Source organism: Collinsella sp. AM42-18AC (assembly GCF_003467965.1).
Taxonomy (GTDB): Bacteria; Actinomycetota; Coriobacteriia; order Coriobacteriales; family Coriobacteriaceae; genus Collinsella.
Genome location: NZ_QSFY01000005.1, coordinates 93,498 through 112,924, shown reverse-complemented (window position 1 = coordinate 112,924; position 19,427 = coordinate 93,498). Strand labels below are relative to the sequence as shown.

At 60.5% G+C, this 19,427-nt stretch carries 16 protein-coding genes and 1 riboswitch; of the genes, 7 read left to right on the top strand and 9 right to left on the bottom strand.

The features are described from left to right. Positions 1–171: 171 nt before the first annotated feature. From DW913_RS04405 to DW913_RS04395, 3 genes are all read left to right on the top strand, one after another. Complete coding sequence (locus DW913_RS04405; protein ID WP_117797705.1) at positions 172–2,175, top strand: translation factor GTPase family protein; 2,004 nt, start codon at positions 172–174, stop codon at positions 2,173–2,175. Between the two features lie 93 nt (positions 2,176–2,268). After that, a complete protein-coding gene (locus DW913_RS04400) occupies positions 2,269–3,387 on the top strand; it encodes an AAA family ATPase (protein ID WP_117797704.1) in 1,119 nt (372 codons plus the stop codon). After that, positions 3,380–5,893 (top strand): excinuclease ABC subunit UvrA, encoded by a 2,514-nt coding sequence (locus DW913_RS04395; protein WP_199580755.1) that lies wholly within the window; start codon positions 3,380–3,382, stop codon positions 5,891–5,893. The genes DW913_RS04400 and DW913_RS04395 overlap by 8 nt, the downstream gene beginning before the upstream one ends. A gap of 29 nt (positions 5,894–5,922) precedes the next feature. Here the strand turns inward: DW913_RS04395 and DW913_RS04390 are convergent, their stop codons facing one another. The 4 genes from DW913_RS04390 to DW913_RS04375 all read right to left on the bottom strand — a co-directional run bounded on the left by DW913_RS04390 (position 5,923) and on the right by DW913_RS04375 (position 8,812). After that, a complete protein-coding gene (locus tag DW913_RS04390) occupies positions 5,923–6,522 on the bottom strand; it encodes a tRNA (cytidine(34)-2'-O)-methyltransferase (protein ID WP_117797702.1) in 600 nt (199 codons plus the stop codon). A gap of 95 nt (positions 6,523–6,617) precedes the next feature. After that, entirely contained in the window at positions 6,618–7,748 is a 1,131-nt protein-coding gene (locus DW913_RS04385; RefSeq protein WP_117797701.1) for a GTP-binding protein, read from the bottom strand. 86 nt (positions 7,749–7,834) lie between these two features. Beyond that, positions 7,835–8,176: an arsenate reductase family protein gene (locus tag DW913_RS04380; protein WP_022093957.1), complete on the bottom strand. Its 342-nt coding sequence runs from the start codon at positions 8,174–8,176 to the stop codon at positions 7,835–7,837. A gap of 12 nt (positions 8,177–8,188) precedes the next feature. Then, on the bottom strand, positions 8,189–8,812 hold the full coding sequence (locus DW913_RS04375) for a flavodoxin family protein (RefSeq protein WP_117797700.1): 624 nt from the start codon (positions 8,810–8,812) through the stop codon (positions 8,189–8,191). A gap of 334 nt (positions 8,813–9,146) precedes the next feature. Here DW913_RS04375 and DW913_RS04370 point away from each other — a divergent pair, with 334 nt between their 5' ends. After that, on the top strand, positions 9,147–9,467 hold the full coding sequence (locus tag DW913_RS04370; RefSeq protein WP_117797699.1) for a hypothetical protein: 321 nt from the start codon (positions 9,147–9,149) through the stop codon (positions 9,465–9,467). Between the two features lie 286 nt (positions 9,468–9,753). Here the strand turns inward: DW913_RS04370 and DW913_RS04365 are convergent, their stop codons facing one another. Both DW913_RS04365 and DW913_RS04360 read right to left on the bottom strand, forming a co-directional pair. Next, positions 9,754–11,283 (bottom strand): diguanylate cyclase domain-containing protein, encoded by a 1,530-nt coding sequence (locus DW913_RS04365; RefSeq protein WP_117797698.1) that lies wholly within the window; start codon positions 11,281–11,283, stop codon positions 9,754–9,756. A 127-nt stretch (positions 11,284–11,410) separates the two neighbouring features. Continuing rightward, a complete protein-coding gene (locus DW913_RS04360) occupies positions 11,411–14,128 on the bottom strand; it encodes an EAL domain-containing protein (RefSeq protein ID WP_117797697.1) in 2,718 nt (905 codons plus the stop codon). Between the two features lie 324 nt (positions 14,129–14,452). Here DW913_RS04360 and DW913_RS04355 point away from each other — a divergent pair, with 324 nt between their 5' ends. Next, positions 14,453–15,322 (top strand): patatin family protein, encoded by an 870-nt coding sequence (locus DW913_RS04355; protein ID WP_199580753.1) that lies wholly within the window; start codon positions 14,453–14,455, stop codon positions 15,320–15,322. Between the two features lie 112 nt (positions 15,323–15,434). On the opposite strand, the gene DW913_RS04350 is transcribed toward DW913_RS04355, so the two are convergent. Genes DW913_RS04350 through thiM form a run of 3 tightly spaced genes read right to left on the bottom strand, consistent with a single transcriptional unit; the run spans position 15,435 to position 17,311 of the window. Further along, a complete protein-coding gene (locus DW913_RS04350) occupies positions 15,435–16,130 on the bottom strand; it encodes a thiamine phosphate synthase (RefSeq protein ID WP_117797696.1) in 696 nt (231 codons plus the stop codon). Next, positions 16,127–16,468, bottom strand: coding sequence for a thiamine-binding protein (locus DW913_RS04345; RefSeq protein WP_233541993.1), 342 nt, complete (start codon positions 16,466–16,468; stop codon positions 16,127–16,129). Before DW913_RS04345 ends, DW913_RS04350 begins: the two co-directional genes overlap by 4 nt. A gap of 3 nt (positions 16,469–16,471) precedes the next feature. Further along, complete coding sequence (gene thiM / locus DW913_RS04340) at positions 16,472–17,311, bottom strand: hydroxyethylthiazole kinase (RefSeq protein ID WP_117797695.1); 840 nt, start codon at positions 17,309–17,311, stop codon at positions 16,472–16,474. Positions 17,312–17,362: 51 nt separating this feature from the next. Next, a riboswitch (TPP riboswitch) is annotated at positions 17,363–17,473 on the bottom strand. A 61-nt stretch (positions 17,474–17,534) separates the two neighbouring features. Between thiM and DW913_RS04335 the strand changes: the two genes are divergently transcribed. Both DW913_RS04335 and DW913_RS04330 read left to right on the top strand, forming a co-directional pair. Beyond that, entirely contained in the window at positions 17,535–18,443 is a 909-nt protein-coding gene (locus DW913_RS04335; RefSeq protein ID WP_117769837.1) for an HAD-IIB family hydrolase, read from the top strand. Positions 18,444–18,453: 10 nt separating this feature from the next. After that, entirely contained in the window at positions 18,454–19,350 is an 897-nt protein-coding gene (locus DW913_RS04330) for a LysR family transcriptional regulator (protein ID WP_117769836.1), read from the top strand. Positions 19,351–19,427 lie beyond the last annotated feature (77 nt).

Genomic DNA, 19,427 nt, shown 5'->3' with positions numbered 1-19,427 from the left:
CCGGCTTTCGCAAGGCGCGAACCTACGAAAATCGCCGCGCGGCAACGCGGGGCGATGAGCTCGGTCGGGGGATAGGGCCCGCTTCGCCCACCGGCCCGTAAATTGTATCATCCAGTGTGGAGCGTGAACGCCCGTTGCCGCGTGCGATGGGCTTGCAATAAGAGGAGAGCCATGTCGAAGCAAGCGGTCGTTGGAATCTTGGCGCATGTCGATGCCGGCAAGACCACGTTGGCCGAGGCCATACTGTTCAACGCGGGCCGCATTCGCAAGCGTGGCCGCGTGGACGATGGCGATTCGCATCTGGACACTAACACGATCGAGCGCGAGCGCGGCATCACGATTTTCTCGTCGCAGGCCGTGCTCGACCACGGCGATACCCACGTCATGCTCGTGGATGCTCCCGGCCATGTCGATTTTTCTGCCGAGGCGGAGCGCACACTGCGTGCCCTGGACTACGCGATTCTGGTGGTGGGCGCCAACGATGGCGTGCAGGGGCACACCGAAACCCTGTGGCGCCTGCTTGCACGCTATGACATCCCGACGTTCATCTTCATCAACAAGATCGATTTGGAGAATCCCGGCCGCGATGTTTTGCTGGCACAACTCGGGCAGCGTCTTTCCGAGGGCTGCCTGGATGCCAACGAGCTGCTGGCGGGCGGCGCCGTTCAGGAGGACGCTGCTGCGTTGGACGAAGCGGCGCTCGAGGAGTTTCTTGAAGCGGGTGAGCTTTCTGTCGCAACGCTGTCGCACATGGTTGCCGAGCGCAAGCTCTTTCCCTGCTTTGCCGGCTCGGCGCTCAAGGACCAAGGCGTTGACGAGCTACTGGATGGTATATGCGCGCTGATGCGTGAGCAGGCGTGGCTCCCGGAGTTTGCCGCGCGCGTCTATCGTGTCAGCCGCGGGGATCGTGGCGAGCGCTTGGCTTGGGTTAAAGTGACCGGCGGCACGCTGCGCGCAAAACTGATGATCAGCGGGCATTCCAGTGCCGAGGCGTGGGAACAGAAGGTCGATCAGGTGCGCATCTATAACGGCGAGAAGTATGAGCTTGCCCAAGAAGTTGCTGCTGGCAGTATTTGCGCCGTGACGGGTCTTGCGCACGTTCGCCCAGGGGACGCCCTGGGCACGGAGCCCGCGGGCGATGCGCCCGTCATCGCTCCGGTCCTCACCTATACGGTGCTGCCGGGCGAACACGACGTTCATGCGGTGTTTAAAGCGCTGAGTGAGTTGGCGGACGAAGATCCCATGCTCGGCGTAAGCTGGAATACGCATCTTGAGCAGATCCATTTGCAGTTGATGGGCGCCGTGCAACTCGAGGTCGTGCAGCGCGTGCTGGCCGATCGTTTTGGCCTTGCGGTCGAGTTTGAGCCCGGCGGCATTCTCTATAAGGAGACTATTTCGCGGCCGGTCGAGGGCGTGGGCCACTTTGAGCCGCTACGCCACTATGCCGAGGTGCATCTGCGCCTGGAGCCGTTGCCGGCGGGTTCGGGTGTGCAGTTTGGCACCGTGACCTCGACCGACGAGCTCGATCTTAACTGGCAGCGTTTGGCACTCACCAACGCTATGGAGCGCGACCACCTGGGCGTGCTGACGGGCTCGCCCATCACCGATGTGCGCATTACGCTCACGGGCGGCCGCGCGCATGCCAAACACACCGAGGGCGGCGATTTTCGCCAGGCCACGTATCGCGCGATTCGCCAGGGTTTGATGCAGGCGCGCGAGGTCGGCGCAGACGTGTTGCTGGAGCCGTGGTACCACTTTGAGCTCGAGGTGCCGGGGGAGTGCGTGGGCCGGGCGTTGTCAGATGCCACACGCATGGGTGCCGAGTACGAGCCGCCGACGATGGCGGGAGACCGAGCGAAGCTTGTGGGTCGCGTGCCGGCATCCGAGGTGCAGGATTACGCGCTGGAGGTGGCTGCCTACACGAGCGGGCGCGGTCATCTGTACCTGGAGTTCGCCGGTTATGCGGCTTGCCATGATGCCGAGCGCGTAATCGAGACGGCCGCCTATGAGCCCGAGGCCGATCTGCCCAACACGCCCGACTCGGTCTTTTGCTCTCACGGCGCCGGCTACACGGTCAAATGGTATGACGTGCCCGCCGCAGCGCACGTAAAGATCGATCCCGCCACCTTCCGTCCCTGGCGAGCAGCAGACGCCGAGTTTTTCGGCCACATGTGACAAAGGGACAGCCCCTTTGTCACATGCTATTGGTATAACTCGGTATAAGTTGGTATAACTATTAGCAGCGTTTGCCAATCCGAGGAGGCCGACATGAATCCAAATCCCTTTAAGCCAACGGCAGGTAAGCGGCCTCCGATACTCATTGACCGCGAGTCGGTCATCGAAGATTTTGAGGAAGGGCTCGATAACGGCGCCGGAGCGCCGGGCAGGCTCATGCTCATTACGGGAAACCGCGGTTGTGGCAAAACAGTTCTCCTGCGGGAGTTGCAATGTCTCGCCAGCGAGCGCGGATGGGCGGTTGTCTCCGATTCCGCCTCGCTTGGCTTGTGCGACCGCTTGGCCGACGCGCTTCGCTCGAATAAACCCGTTGTGACGTCAATGGAGTTCGGTCCGTCGTTTGGCCGGATGTCGGTCGAGGCGGCGCGAGCAAAGGGCGAGACGTTGCGAGGGCTGGTCGACGAGCGCCTCAAGAGGCTCGAGCCGGGAAAGGGCATACTGTTTGCGATTGACGAGGCGCAATCGGCGTCTATCGAGGAGCTGGCGGCTCTTGCCGTTCTCTATCAGCAGGTGCTCGGAGATCAGGATGTCACGGGCTTGTCCGATAGCGACCAGCGCGGTCTTGCGCTGGCGTTCGCTGGCTTGCCCTGTATGGTTGACGACCTGCTCGAAGAGCCGAGCGTGACGTTTTTGCGGCGTGCCCAGCAGCGTACGCTGGGGGCGATATCTTTGCCCAAGGTGCGCGATTCATATATCCAGACGGTTAAAGACGCTGGTCTTTACGTTGACGCGGAGACGGCGGACCTTGCGGCGCGCAAGAGTATGGGGCATCCCTATATGGTTCAGCTGGTGGGATATTACATGTGGCGCTCTGCTGTCCGGCGCAACTCGCAGGTCATTGAAAGGTGCGATGTCGAGGATGGCCATGCGGATGCCGTCTCCGAGTTCTACGAAGCGGTCGATGCGCCCCTGTATTACGGGCTGCGCAGTCCACAGCGCCTTTTTATCGAGGCCATGGCGGTTGACGAGGGCAAACCGACGCTCATGGCGGATATCATCGAGCGCTGCGACCGTACCCAGAGCTGGGCGAGTAAATATCGCGCAAGCCTGATTCGCGAGCGCGTCATCGAGGCCGCCGGATACGGCCTCGTCCGGTTTGCCGTGCCCATGCTGGGCGAGTACATCCGCGAACGCATTTTATGGCATGAGTAGGGTGATAAAAGTGACGGAACAGAAGATGAGCCCGCAGGCTATCGAGGTGCGTGGCGCGCGCGTCCATAACCTCAAGGACATCGATATCGATATTCCGCTGGGAAAGCTCGTGGGCATTGCCGGCGTGTCGGGTTCGGGCAAGAGTTCGCTGGCGCTGGGGGTTCTGTATGCCGAGGGCTCGCGTCGCTATCTGGAGGCGCTCAGCACCTATACCCGCCGACGGCTCACCCAGGCCGAGCACGCTCAGGTGGATGAAGTGCTGCACGTACCGGCGGCACTCGCGTTGCATCAGCGTCCCAGTGTGCCGGGCGTGCGCTCGACCTTTGGCACCATGACCGAGCTCAACAATAGCCTGCGTCTGCTCTTTAGCCGCTGCGCCCATCACGTGTGCCCGCATTGTGGGGCGCGTGTGGAGCCGAGCCTTAACGTGGCTGCGGGCCTGTCGCTCACGTGCCCCGCATGCGGCCGCGAGTTCTACGCGCCGAGTGCCGAGGACCTTGCCTTTAACAGCGGCGGCGCGTGTCCCACCTGCGGCGGCACCGGTGTCATGCGCGAGGTGGACGAGACGAGCCTGGTGCCCGACGAGTCAAAGACCATCAACGAAGGCGCGGTGCTTCCCTGGGGCACGCTCATGTGGGACCTGATGAAGCAGGTGGCCGGCGAGATGGGCGTGCGTACCGATGTGCCGTTTAACCAGCTCACACCTCAAGAGCGCGACATTGTGTTTCACGGCCCGGCGGTTAAGAAGCATATTCTCTACGTTCCCAAAAACGGCGAGGGTGCCACGCCGCTCGACTTTACCTATTACAACGCCGTCTATACCGTCGAGAATGCGCTCGCCAAGGTTAAGGACGATAAGGGACTTAAGCGCGTGGCTCGCTTTTTGCGCGAGGGCCCGTGCCGTGACTGCGGCGGCACCCGTCTCTCCGAGGCTGCGCGTCAGCCCCAGGTGCGCGGTATCAATCTGGCGCAGGCAGCGGCCATGACGCTGGGCGAGGCAATTGAGTGGATGCGCGGCGTGCCTGCAGCGCTGCCAGCCGAGATGCAGCCCATGGCAACGGATATCTGCGATTCGTTTTTGAGCACCGCCCGTCGCTTGGTCGACCTGGGCCTCGATTACCTTTCGCTCGACCGCGCCGGTGCTACGCTCTCCACGGGTGAGCGCCAGCGTGTGCAGCTCGCCCGCGTGGTGCGCAACCGGTCGACGGGCGTGCTGTATGTGCTGGACGAGCCTTCGATCGGCCTGCATCCTGCCAATGTCGACGGCCTGGTAGGCGTGATGCGCGATCTGGTGGATGACGGCAACACCGTGGTTGTCGTTGATCACGATACACGCGTGCTGGCGGAAGCTGACTATCTGGTCGAGATGGGCCCCGTTGCCGGAGCAGGCGGCGGCCATGTAATCGCCGCCGGTACGGTGGACGAGGTCGAGCAGTTGCAGGACAGCCGCATCGCGCCGTTTTTGTGCTCGGACTCCAAGCGCCTGCGTCCGCAGGTGACTGACAACGAAATGTTCGACCAGGGCCACATCCGCATGGCGACCGATACCATCCATACCGTCAAGCCGCTCGAAGTCGATATCCCGCGCGGCCGTCTCGTCGCGGTGACGGGCGTTTCGGGTTCGGGCAAGACGACGTTGGTGCTCGAGACGCTTATCCCGGCACTCAAGGCGCAGGCAGCTGGCGAGCGCTTGCCGGGGCACGTGCGTTGGGTCGATGCCGAAGGCATTGCCCGTACAAATCTGATTGACGCCACACCCATCGGCGCCAACGTGCGCTCGACGGTGGCGACCTATGCCGATATTCATGATGAGCTGCGCCGCGCCTTCGCCCGTACGCCCGAGGCCAAGGCGGCAGGGTATAAGGCGGGTGCCTTTAGCTACAACACCGGCACCTTGCGCTGCCCTACGTGCGATGGCACGGGCTCGATATCGCTCGACGTGCAGTTTTTGCCCGATGTCGAGATCGTCTGTCCTGCATGCCGCGGCTCGCGTTACGCCGACGCGGCCTCGCATATCCATCGTGAGGGCAAGGATGGGAGCCTGCTTACGTTGCCGCAGATCATGGACATGAGTGTGGACGAGGCCCTCGACGCCACGATAGGACTCAAGAAAGTCCAGGCGCGCTTGCAGACCCTGCACGACCTGGGGCTGGGCTATCTCACGCTCGGCGAGCCCACGCCGGCGCTTTCGGGCGGCGAGGCTCAGCGGCTCAAGCTTGCGAGCGAGATGGGCCGCGTACAGGATGACGCCGTGTTTGTGTTCGACGAACCCACGATCGGTCTGCATCCGCTCGATGTTCAGGTGCTGCTGAGTGTGTTTGACGGCCTCGTTGCCAAGGGCGCCACGGTTATCGTGATCGAACACGACCTCGACCTTATCCGCAACGCCGATTACGTGATCGACATGGGCCCGGGCGGTGGCGACGCCGGCGGGCAAATCGTCTGCGCCGGTACGCCGGGCGACATCGCAGCCTGCTCCGCAGGCATTACCGGTCGCTACCTATAACCGAATGTGACAAAGGGACAGTCCCTTTGTCACATTCCCGGAAAGCCTGTCTGGCGCAGGGCTTCGTAGAGGACGATGGCGGCGCTGTTGGAGAGGTTGAGGGCGCTGATGCGGTAGTCGTCCGGATTGATGAAGTTGCCGCAGATATCCTGTCGAAGGATGGCTTCGTGGTCGTCCTCGGTATGCCCGAGCGATTCCTCGTGGGCTTCCCATGCCTCGGCGTTGTCAAGCGAATCGCAATCGCGCAGCATCGGGATGCGCTCGCAGCGCTCGGGCGCCGCGGCGAGCAGCTCCTCGGGAATGCCCGAGCTCTCGCTGCCAAAGACCAGGTAGTCGCCATCGCGGTAGGTACTCTGCGCATAGGTTCGGCGCGCCTTTTTGGTCAGCAGATGCAGGCGCTCGTCGGCGGGGGAGAGGCCGTTGCGCGCAAGGAAATCCTCCCAGCCGGCATAGGTCGTCACGTCCAAGTTTTGCCAGTAGCCCAGGCCGGCGCGACGTACCGTCTTGTCATCGAGCGAAAAGCCCAGTGGCTCCACCAGATGCAGATGGGCGCCGGTGACTACGCAGGTACGGCCGATATTGCCCGTATTGGCCGGAATCTCGGGTGCATACAGCACGATATTGAACATGAATCTCCTTGGCTCAGAACGAAAAACCACCACGAAGGGTACCTTCGTGGTGGTTAGGCGGTTACGTGGGCGGAAAAATGCCCGCTTGGATAAACCTAGGCGCGGTGCCAGTCGGTCAGGCAGGCATCGAGGGAGGCGATGAGCGCATCCTTGTCCATGTGACGGCCGATGATGCACAGGCTCGTCATGCGGTCGCCCGTCTCATCGTCCCAAATCTGCATGATCTCGGGGTTCTCGTCGATGATCTTCTGCTTCTCGCCCTCGGGCGCCGAATCGACAAACAGGCCGTTCTCCATCAGGCGCATCTGGTGGCCGGCCTGCTCAAACATGTAGCACATGTCCGGATCGCCGGTCTGCCACAGCGGGCCCTTGACGCGGATGACCTCGTCGGGCCACTCCTGCTCAACAAAATCGGTGAACTTCTGCAGGTCAAACGGCTTGCGGCGCGAGTACACAAAGGTCTCGATGTCGTACTCGAGCACCTCGGGGTCGTCGTGCTCCTCGGGATGCTCCATGGCCTCGATCCAGGCGGCGGAGTTGTAGGCGCGCATAAAGTCGAAGCGGTCGGTATCGAGCAGCTCCTCCATGGGGACCTCGCCGTTTTGGGCCTCGACAATTACGGCGTCTTTCTGCAGGCTGCGCACGATGGCCTTGAGCTCGGCGATCTGCTCAGGCGTGACGGTATCGGTCTTGTTGAGGATCAGCGTGGAGCAGAACTCGATCTGCTGGATGAGCAGGCTCTCGATGTCGTCCTCGTCGATATCCTCGGCCAGCAGGTCGCGACCGCCGTTGAACTCGTCGTACATGCGGGCGCAGTCGACCACAGCCACGATGTTGTCGAGCGCGAGCTTGGGCTCGCCGCCCACCTTAGCCTCGTCGCAGAAGCTCGAGATGGTGTAGGCGATGGGGATAGGCTCGCAAATGCCCGATGCCTCGATGATGATGTAGTCGAAGTTGCCCGAATCGGCGATGCCCTGCAGCTGGTTGGCCAGGTCATCCGAAAGCGTGCAGCAGATGCAGCCGTTGGTGAGCGGGATGAGGTCGTCGGTCTCGGAAAGGCCGCCGTCGGCGATGAGGCTGGCGTCGACGTTGATCTCGCCGATATCGTTGACGATCACGGCGGCGCGGATGCCGCCGTCGTTAGCGAGGATGTGGTTGAGCAGCGTGGTCTTGCCGGCACCGAGGTATCCGGTAAGCATGATGATCTTCACGGGTTTGTTGGGCATGTGCCCTCCTTTGTTAGACATGGCTTACAGTTGAATCATATGCCAAACGTCTGCTCTTATACCCACGGGCTGGCAAATAACACAGGCTACTCCCAGGCTCCCCATACATCGGGGCAATAACCGACGGTGGCCTTTTTGCCGTTGCGCACGATGGGCTCGGCTAGAACCTGCTGGTTCTCGAGCAGCTTGTCGAAGCGCTGGCTAGGGGTAAGGTGCTGGATGAGCGCGAGCGTCTCCTCGTCCTTGGCTTTGGGGTTGAGCAGTTTGTCGATACCGCCGACCGCCTGCATCACGCTCGTGAGCTCGCCCTTGCTCATCTCCTTTTCCTTAAGGTCGATAAACTGCACCTTAATGCGGCGCTCCTTAAAATAGCGCTGGGCCTTCTTGGTGTCGAACGACTTCTTAGTCCCGAAGATTTGAATATTCATGGCCCCGCCGCTCTATCGAATGAAGTTGGTCGTTGCGCGATCTGCCTCGGGCGCGTTGATACCGGCGGCTTGTCCCGCCTCGATGCAGCGCAGGAGCCAGGCCATGTTTTTGCCGATGTTTCGCATGGTGGCAAGGCCCTCGGCGTCCCCATCGGCGTCGCCGGGCACGCGGCCAAACACGTTGTTCCAGTAGGTGGAAGCAACCACGGGCATTTGCTTAATGGTGAAGTACTTGTTGAGCACATCGAACGTGGTCGACGTGCCGCCGCGACGAGCGACGGCGACTGCGGCGCCGGGTTTGTGCTCAAAGGCGTGCCCGCCTGCATAGAAGGCGCGATCGAGGGCCGAAAGGATGCGCCCGCTGGGGTGCGCATAGTAGACGGGCGAGCCAAAGACAAAGCCGTCGGCCTGCTCGGCGGCGGCAATGAGCTCGTTGACCGCGTCGTCGTCAAAGGTGCAGCGGCAATCGAGCTTGCCGCACTGACCACAGCCAATGCAGTCGCGAATGGGCTTGGCGCCCAGCTGGAACACCTCGGTATCGATACCCTCGGCACGCAATTGCTCGGCGACTTCGGCAAGCGCGCGAGCGGTGTTGCCGTTTGCCTTGGGGCTGCCGTTGACCAAAAGAACCTTCATCACAAACTCCCTCTGCTGTTGGTGACTTCTGCAGAGGATTATCGCACGAGCGGGCGGATGGCGTGGGGCGCGATGCCGGCCCCGAGGGCCCACGGCAGGCTCGCCCACCAGGTACGTGCGGGATACGGTCTAGAGGATGTTGGAGTGCGGGGCCTCGTGCGAGCAGATTGTAAGGGGTCTGGGCGGGCCGCCCTCGATGGCGAGCTTTGAGGTCTTGGAAGGCGGGCTGCTGCGGAGGCTATGATTAATACTAAGGCGGTTGCTATCGAGTAATTCACACTTGGTTTGATTCGATTGTGAACGCGCAGCTAGGACGGAAAGCAAAGGAAGTTCTATGGAAACAGAGGATGCTGTCTGCTTGATAACTTCGATTGCCCTGATTCTTCTTTCAATCCAATACAGAAGAGGAAGATGGCTCAGCTCAATTGCTGGATATGATGTCACAAAAAGGGAGAGCGGGATTGATATACGCCCTTACGCAAAGTTGATTTCTTCTGTGACGTTATGGATGGGGCTGCTGTTTTTCTTGTGGGCGGTAGAGGGCTGGGTGCGCGATTGGAATACCAGTGTTTTTGAAGTTTTGGTTCTACTTCTGTTCAGCTTGGCCTCTTTGTCGTTCGTGCGGCTCGTTAGGTTTGTGTTTATGAGGCGATAGCCAGCGGAAGCGGGATGGACGACAAAATGGACCAATACAGCCAATTGTCAAAAGAATTTGATAGGGTTGGCTTAACAGATTTACTCGAGGGCATATCCGTGGCGGGGGATAGGTTTTATGTTGTTGAGCACTTATTTGCATCGGGTGAAGGAAACCAAGAGTATCGAAAACGGTGCTCCCGGGCCCCGGGAGGGACTGCGGGGGCGTTCGGCTAACTGCGGGTACGACCTATTTGCTCAATGTGTTCGGTTGAGATCGGAAATTAACCATCATGCGCCCCACGACGCTAGTCCAGCTTGGTGCCCGGTACTTGCGGCGCCTCTTTAAGCAGCGCTTTGAGTTCGTTCAAAATGGAAACGGGCTGACGGTCGACGCCGTCCAGATGGAGCGTGGCCACGCGAATGGGCGGCTGATATTCAAGCGAGCCGATGAGCACGGGAGAACCCAAGAACCGTTCGATGTCGCTTGCGATCTCGTCGATTGCCTCGGGGCCGAGCTCATCGAAAAGCGCCACGAATGTCGGTCCTGTTGAGCGGAACAGGCGGCCCTTGCCGCGCGAACAATCCATGAGGCAGGCGGCGCTTTCGGCGAGCACGCGGTCGCCTGCGTCGAATCCAAAGCGGGCATTGACCTCGGCGATATCGTCGACCTTAATGGCAATAAAGCCAGCCTCGCGCGGCACGCGGCGCATCTCTCCAATAGCGTTGACCAGGGCGTGGACATCGCCCAGACCCGTTACCGAGTCGGTCGTATCTGCTAGGCTTCGGTTGATGATAGTGCCCACATACATGTTGGGCTCGGTATCGGTGCCGTCCAAGCGGTAGCCCGTGCAGTCGCAAAGCGCGTACGCTCCGGTAGCATCCATAACGCGGTACTGCATGTAGTGGAAGTGCCATGTGCCGTTTATCACCATGTCGAGCTCGGCGCGTACGTTGTCGCGGTCCTCGGGGTGGACGCGAGCAAGCCACATATCGACCGAGTTGAAAGGGTGCTGGGAGGGCAGGTCAAAATCGCGCACGGCGTTAACCGACCATTGCGATTCTCCCGTATCGAGGTTAAGGATAAACGGATAGCGCGTCTCGGAGCTCATGGAGATCGCTTGGAACACCCGGTCGTTGCAGGGAAGCTGATCGACGATTGGGTGTTGTGGCACGTCATTGTCTTTCGGTTGCTGCACGCGGTGCATGAGCTTGTAGCGATACATTTTGCGATCGGCATCCATTGTCATCTGGCGACGCGAATCGCCTGCAAGCGGGTCGACGTGCGAGCAACCAAAACTAAAACTGGCGATCATGGGCGCCTTGCCGTCCGATGTTGCCTCGACAAGATCGGTGCGTGTCCGCTCCAAGCGCTGCTCGAGCTCGGCTTCGCCTGTCGTGGGGGACACGAGTACAAATTCGTCTCCACCGATACGGAACAGCAGGTCATCGTGCTCCATGGTTTCGGTGAGCGCACGACAGATGCCCAGAATATAGCGGTTGCCCTCGGCGTGGCCAAACTTATCGTTGCAGTGCTTGAGGTGATCGATGTCAATATAGGCGCAGGTGAAGGGGGCGCCTTTGAGCCAGAGCTGATCGACATGGTGGTCGAGTCCACCGCGGTTGCCAAGATTGGTGAGCGAATCGATATAGGCGCTGCGCTCAAGCAGCTGGCGTTCTTGTTGCAAGACGGCGAGCGTTTTCTGCAGTTGCTCGCCGACGGCGCGCAACTCCGTGGGCAGCGCGTCAACGTCGAGCTCGGCGGTTGAGACCCCGTTCGCGAGTCGCTGAAGATGGGCAATGATTGATTGCTCGCCCAGGCGATACGACTCGTTCATGATGGATAACCTCCTTGGGTGACAGGATGCTCCGTATCATATCCCCAATTCGGTTTGAATTGGGGATATGAGTTAGCCAATGGGGACAAATGCTCCCCTAGACGGTGGTGTTTTGCGCGCGAGCGTATCAGTTGTTTTTGCCACCATCGAACAATGCCTCAAAATCCTCCACCGGCATGGGACGGTGGTAGAGGAACCCTTGTGCGTAGCGGGCGTCCATCTGGCGCAGCAGCTGTGCCTGCTCATTTGTCTCGATGCCTTCGACCACAACGGGCAGGTGCAACGATTGCGCCATCTCGAGCATAGACGACACGATCCGGGAGCTCCGGTTGTCGGTTTTCCCATCAGGCAAAAAGGTGCGGTCGAGCTTGATAACATCGACGTTGACGTTCTTGAGCATTGCGAGCGTGGACTGGCCGGTGCCAAAGTCGTCCATATAGGTCGAAAAGCCCTGATTATGCAGGTCTGCCGTCAGCTTGTCCACCGCCTCGGATTCTCCGGTATAGGCGGTTTCGGTGATTTCGATGCGCATGAGCTCGGGCGGCAGGTTGTACTGAGCAGCCAGTGCGCTCATGTGCTTGGCGACATCGCAGGCGATGATGTCGACACGCGACACGTTAAGGGAAATCGGAATTACGCGAAGCCCCTGGTCGATGCGCTTGCGCAGCCACGAGGCGACACCCTGCCAAATATACTTGTCGAGCGTCACCACAAAGCCGCTTTCCTCGAGCGCCGGGATAAAGGACGCGGGCGGAATTAACGATCCATCTTTGTCGATCCAGCGTGTGAGCGCCTCGGCGCCAATGATCTCGCCGGTTTCCATATCAACCAGTGGCTGCAGGTAGTAGGTGATGCGGTCGTTTGAGAGCGCATACTGGAACTCGGTGAGGGTGCGGTGAAACGCAACCTCGCGCTTGTATTCCTCGGGGCGAAAGACGGCAATGCGATCCTTAAAGTCGTTTTTCGCGCGCCGATTGGTAAACATGGCCTTGGCCTGTGCATCGATGGTGATTTCCTCGTTGGAGTCGATGGGGTAGACACCCATGGACGGCCAGAAACCTACGCCGTTATCATGCTTGGCCACGGCTTCGCGAACGCGGTTATAGATTTTATGGACGGTGTCGTGCTCAAAGGGGATGAGTACGCAAAAGTCATCTTGGCCCCAGTACCCTGCGACGCCCATGTCGGCATTCTCGATGTCCTTGAGGACCGTGCCCACATCGGCGAGTACGCGGTCGCCCTCGGCTTGGCCGTGCCATTCATTAAACAGGCGCATGTGGCCCATGTCGACCGTGGCGATGCACCAGGTGCCGTTGCGCCTTGCCTCGAGAAATGCGTTGGCGCGCCGCATAAACTCGCTGGGTCGATAGAGGCCCGTGAGCGAGTCGATACGTTCGGCTATGGCGCTTTTGCGCTCCGCCTCGGGTATGGGGAGGCTGTCGTTGGGAACAAGCCCGCCGGCCGTGCGAAGGCGACGGTCGAGTTCGCCTAAAACGGCGGTCGCTTGATGGGTTAAGTGCTCGTAAAAGGCCGGGACGACAAGGCAGACGGGAGTAATGGTGTCGCCTGCGATTCGAACAGGAGCGAAAACGGCCTCTTTAAGGTGGCGGGTCAGTTGCTCGAATGCCTTGTGGTCTAGGTCGTTGCTGAGCACGACGAACTGGACGCTTCGTGAACGGTAGACCCGGCTCCTGCCGCGGGTGATCGACAGCATGCGGCCAGCGTATTCGGCAAGCATGTTGTCGACAGCCTCGGCCCCGTAGAGCTCGTTGAGCTTTGTCGTGCCACGAACGCGCACCGCTATAAGCCCTGTCTCGCAACGATCGCGGCGGCAGGCGTCGATGGCGTTGGCCAGCATGCGCTGCGTTCCGAGGCCTGTGGCGGCGTCGACGGTTTCGGCAAGTGAGTGGTTGACGAGCTCGCCGACATAGAGCGAGGGGACATTTCCGTCGCCGTCGATACGAAACCCGCGAGCACGGCAAAGGACGTAGTCACCGACGGCGTTGCGCACACGATACTGCATGACGCGACGGTGCTTGGTGCCGTTGTAGACTTGGTCGATGTCGTTGATGCAGGCCTCAAGGTCGTCGGGATGGACGCGCGTTTTCCAGTAATCGCGACAGTTGTCTATGTGCTCCGAGGGAAGGCCAAGATCGCGCAAGGCACCTTGTGACCAAAGGGTGCGATGTTTGTCCAAGTTCTCGATAAAGAAATAACGGCCCTCGTTGAGCATCGAAAAGGCGTCGAAAATACGATCGCTTATTTCGAAGTCGTCGGCGTGGACTTGCGTGATATTGCGTCGATCGAGGTGCATGGCATGACGTAGCTTGTAGTCGTACATGCGATGGTCGGCATCGAGCGTCATGCGATTGGAAGCTTCGCCCAGGGCGGGGTCGGCATGTGACACTCCGTAGCTAAACGAGTGGGGCATCTCGGAATCGTTGTTTTTGAGCAGAACCGTTCGGCAGTGTTTCAGACGTTCGGCGAGGTCGTCCTCGGTTGCAATCGTAGATAGGATGGCAAACTCGTCGCCGCCTATGCGAAACGCCGCTTCGCCCACCTTCATATACAGCTTAAGATAGAGACTTACCTGCAAGATATAGCGGTTGCCCTCGTCATGCCCAAAGACGTCGTTGCAGTGCTTGAGATTGTCGATATCGATGAACGCCATGGTAACGGGGGCGTCCTGCTCCCAGAGCTCCTCGAGGGAACGGGCAAAGCCGCCACGGTTGCCAAGCCCGGTAAGCTGGTCGGTAAAGGCAGTCCTGATCAGATCCTCCTGCCGCTCGAGAAGGTCACGGACGGTCTTTTCGAGCGTTTCGGTGTAATTGCTGACAGTATCCATGTTCTAAGCGGCTTTCTGAGGTCGGGGCGGATTGCGTCGGGCGAGCTCGTTGTGTACATGCATCGTTGCTCAGCGCTTTGCATGTATCCAGGCCCCCGCCTTGCCGCGTTGTTGAGTTAATTTGCCGGCTAATGTTCGCTGTTGATAACAGCTGAGTAGTGTAAACAATAGTGCACAATTATATATGGGTGCACATGCTGTGGGCGGCTATTATTCGACAAGCGGTAGCGCGACGATGAGATGTTCGATAAAAATGCGACTGGGACGATATATGTTGACGGGTATACTTGTCCCGTTTTAAAACGCAGGAACGGAGATGGTCGCATGGCACAGTCAAATATGACGCGCACGGTGGGGCTGGCGCTCGAGGGAGGCGGCTACCGCGGTATGTATACGGCGGGCGTGCTCGATGTATGGATGGAGCACGGTTTGACCTGCGACCATATGGTGGGCGTCTCGGCGGGCGCGGCGTTTGGCTACAACTTTAAATCGCGCCAGATCGGCCGCGCCATTCGCTATAACAAGGCCTATTGCGCCGATAAGCGCTATGCGAGCGTGACCAGCTGGCTGCGAACCGGCGATATGTTCAATGCCGACTTTGCTTATCACGAGGTGCCTATCGAGCGCGATCCCATCGACCTGGAGGCATATCGCGCCTGCCCCATGCGATTTACGTGCGTGTGTACCGATATCGAGACGGGGCAGGCCGTCTACCATGACCTGCCCTATGGCGACGAGCGCGATATCGAGTGGATCCGGGCGTCGTCGGCGATTCCCGTGGCGACGCGTCCTGTCGCCATTGAGGGCCGCAAGTACCTGGATGGCGGCGTGGCCGATTCCATTCCCAGCGCTTGGCTGTTTGCGCAGGGGTATGACCGCAATATCGTGGTACTCACGCAGCCGGCGGGCTTTGTGAAGCAGCCCAACAGCGTGATGCCCATGCTACGGCGCGTGTTCCGTCACTATCCGGAGTTTGTCGCAGCGCTTGAGCATCGGCATGAGGTCTACAATGCCACGCTCGATGACCTGGCACGTCGCGAGGCTGCCGGCGAGATCTTTGTGGTGCGGCCGAGCGAATCGGTGAAGGTGCCGTCGCTGTGTCGCGAGCCCGATGAACTTGAGCGCATCTACCAGATCGGCCGTCGCGATGCGGAGGCGACGCTGCCCGCACTGGAGGCATATCTGGCAGGGTAGAGGCTGCTGCCGCCATCTCGGCGGAAAGCGCATCCCGGAATGGAGGTCCAAACTGGGATGCGCTTTCCATTGCTGAAGATGTGAGGCTGCGGATCGGCTGCTCGGCTTATGCCTATGCCTGCTGCCAGGTGTCGACGAGCTCCTTGGCCGCGGCGTAGGGGTCATCGGCGCTGCAGACGGCGCTCACCACGAAAAAGCCGTCGACGCCGGTTGCCTTGAGCTGTGGCAGGTCGGCCGTCTTGACGCCGCCGCCCACCACGATGGGCACGGGGCTTGCCGCATGGAGGGCGGTCAGGTCCTCAAAGCTCTTGGTGATGATAGAGCCGTCGGCCGCGCGTCCGCAGTCGCGCTTGGTCTCGGTCTCGTGGAGTGGGCCGATGCCCAGGTAGTCGACTAGGCTCATGTCGGCGGTCTTGACGTACTCGAGCATCTCCTCGCAGCGGGCCGAAAGGCCCACGATGGCGTCGGGCCCCAGCAGCTTGCGACAGACCTCGACGGGAATGTCGCTCTGACCCACGTGCACGCCGTCGACAGCAATGCCCTGCTCGCGCGCGGCGAGTACGCAGTCCAGGCGGTCGTCAATCAGCAAAGCGACCTGACCGGTCTTGCCAGCCTGTGCGATTGCCTGCGCGGCGTCGCCGGTCAGCGCAATGATCTCGCGGGCGCTTGCCACCTTGGAGCGCACCTGGATGCAGGTAAAGCCGGCGTCGAGTGCTTGGGCCACCACATCGCCCACGGGGCGCCCGAGCGTGTTTTCGGGGCCGAGTACCAGATAGGCCGAGATATCAAGGTTGTCGCGGATGTTCATCGTGCTTCCTCCTGCTTTTTGATCTGCGCTTCCATGCGCTCGAGTTTGCCGGTCATGGTGTCGGTAAATCCGGGTCGAATATCGGCTTTGAGCACGACTTCGGTGCGGATGCCCTTGCTCGCCAACACAAAGGTTGCGTCGCGCACGACCTGCATGACCTCGTCCCAGTCGCCCTCGATCTCGGTGAACATCGAGGTGGTGCGGCTGGGAAGGCCGCTCTCGCGAATGACGCGCACGACCTCGGCGACCTCGGCGGACAGCTCATCGCCGGTGCCGCACGGGGCGATGGCCACGGCGACGAGTGTGTTCATGCCGGGAGCGGTTGCGGGTTCGGACATGGCTTATGCCTCCTCGAGGTCGAGTCGGTTGTCGGCAATATCCTGGGCGGTCGCGCGGTAGAGCTCGTCGATAAAGGCGACCTTAAAGCTTGCCGGGGCATCGGTGACGGCGGCGGCACGCGTGCCGGCAACGTTGTAGACGGCGGTGCCGCAGACGGCTGCCGTAAACGGGTCGGCGGCGCAGGCGTACACGGCCAGCACGCCGCCCTGCGAGCAGCCGCAGCCGGTGATTTTGGACATGAGCGGGCTGCCGCCGTGGGACTTGGCCACGGTCGTGCCGTCGGTAATCAGGTCGACTTCGCCCGAGACCACTACGGCGCCGCCGGTGTAGCGGGCGAGCGCCACGGCGGCATCGCGGGCGGCGTCTACCGTGTCGGTGGTATCGACGCCGCGCACGCGGCTCAGATCGGCCGCTTCGCCCTCAAGGCCCCACAGGCCGGCGAGCGCAATGATCTCGGAGGCGTTGCCGCGCACGATGGCGGGCTTGTACTGCTTGAGTTCGTTTACCAGCTGGGTGCGCAGACTGCCGATGCCCAGGCCCACCGGATCGAGCACCCAGGGCTTGCCGGCGTCGTGTGCCGCCTTGGCCGCGCGGGGAATCGTCTCCTCGTAGATGGGGAAGAGCGTTCCCATGTTGAGATAGATGGCACCGCCGCCGGCAACGAGTGCCTCGCCCTCGTCGGGCAGATAGACCATGGCGGCCGAACCGCCCACGGCGAGCTGCGCGTTGGCGACAAAGTCAATCGTCACCGTGTTGGTGATGGAGCCTGCCATGGGATTGGTGGCACGAATCTCCTCCACGGCCTTGACCACGTGTTGCTTAAGCTGTTCCGAATCAATCACTGCACATGCCTCCTTGGCATAGAAAAGGGGCGCTGTGCATAGACAGCGCCCCTGTAAAGGCGGCATGCTCCCTACGCCAGCATTAACTGACAGGTTCAAAGGATTGGGCCCCATGCCCTCTCAGCCTTGTGGTTTGCACCGTCGGCACTCCCGCATCGAATCTGTTGTTCCCTATACTAGCGCATCGGTACAATGGTTACGATGAAAACGACTGGGGGACTCTATGATCAAACTTGTGCTGACCGATATGGACGATACACTGATTCCAGCCGGGCATGACGGCGCCAGCGACTACGCCATTGAGGGTATTCATGCCATGCAGGCGGCGGGTTTGCACTTTGGGCCGGTTTCGGGTCGTCAGCCGTCCGCGATGGGCTGGATGTTCAAAAACCGTTCCGGGTGTTATTCGACCGGTGCGTTCTGTAACGGCCAGGTGATGTTTGTTGACGGCGAAGTAGTCGCCTCGCGCGCAATCGACAACGATGCTCTGATGCGTTTGGCCGACTATCTGGAGCAAGAGACCGACGACACATTTCTAAAAGTCTACAGCCTGGGCGATGACTTTTGGGGCAACGATGCCCATTGTGTGACGAGTGACCCCGAGCGCGTTCGTCGCGCCATGGAGTCGGGCGGCAACGCGTGGCTCAAAGGCGAAGAGGCCCCATGTCGTCCCGTCGTCGATGACGCGTCGGTGTTTAAGGCGAATATCTGGAGTGCCCGTTCGCGTGAGGAGCTCGCGGAGCTACGTGAGCGCGTTGCCGCTGAGGTGCCGGAACTCTCGCTTGTGTTTCCCAACAACCGAGTGCGCCTGTTCGACATCCTTCCGGCTGGTTGGGACAAGGGCTGCGCTGCGCTGGAGCTGGCGCGCGCTTTGGGCTTGACGCCCGACGAGGTGGCCGTATTCGGCGATTCTGATAACGATTTGCCCATGATCGATGCCGTTCCTAACTCCGTTGCAGTCGCCAATGCCAACGAGGCCGTTACGGCTGCCGCACGCTGGCATATTGGCGCTGCGGCAGATGATGCGGTTGCCGGGGCTCTGCATCAGATTGCCGCCTGCGCCGCGACGGGGGAGATGCCGTCGTTTATGCGTCAAATGGACGCGGCAGGTTTTGGCGTCACGAACGTCTAGGGAGAAGGCTATGAAGCTTCAGCAGCTCAGATATGTTGTTAAGGTTGCCGAATGCGGTAGCATCACCGAGGCCTCGCGCCGGCTCTTTGTGTCGCAGCCCTCGATTACCGCGTCGATTCGCGATCTCGAAAACGAGATGGGTGTGCATATCTTTGAGCGCACCAACAAGGGCGTCATTGTGTCCGAGGAAGGCGAGACCTTCTTGGGCTACGCGCGCCAGGTGCTCGACCAGGCCGACCTGCTCGAGGGCAAGTACAAAGGCACGTCCGAGCAGGTGCCGCACTTTAGTGTGAGCTGCCAGCATTATTCCTTTGCCGTTAATGCGTTTGTCGATGTGATCCGCGAGTTCGATGCCGCGCGCTACGACTTTACCCTGCGCGAGGAGCAGACCCACGAAATTATCGAGGATGTCGCGCATATGAAAAGCGAACTCGGCATCCTGTATCTGTCGGAGCACAATCGCGAGGTCATCGAGCGCATGCTTGCCGCCAACGAGCTCGTGTTCGAAGGGCTCTTCTGCGCCACGCCGCATGTCTTCGTCTGCGCCGACCATCCGCTGGCGGGCCGCTCCAGCGTGACGCTCGAGGATCTGGAAGACTACCCGTTCCTGTCCTACGAGCAGGGCAGCTACAACTCGTTTTACTATTCCGAGGAGCTGACCTCGACGTTCGAGCGTCGCAAAAATATCCGCGTGCGCGACCGTGCGACGTTGTTCAATTTGGCCATGGGCCTCAACGGCTACACGGTATGCTCGGGCGTGATCAGCCACGAGCTCAACGGCCCCGGCATTATCTCGATTCCGCTCGACGTGGACGAGTACATGGAGATTGGCATCATCACGCGCAAGAACACGACGCTCACGCGCTACGGTCGGGCCTATATCGACGCGATTCGTCAGCATATCTAGGCTGCTGTGCTCCGCACGGTTCAAGTCTCTTTATGACAGTCCAGACTGATATAGGAAGCATCTATATCAAACTGTTA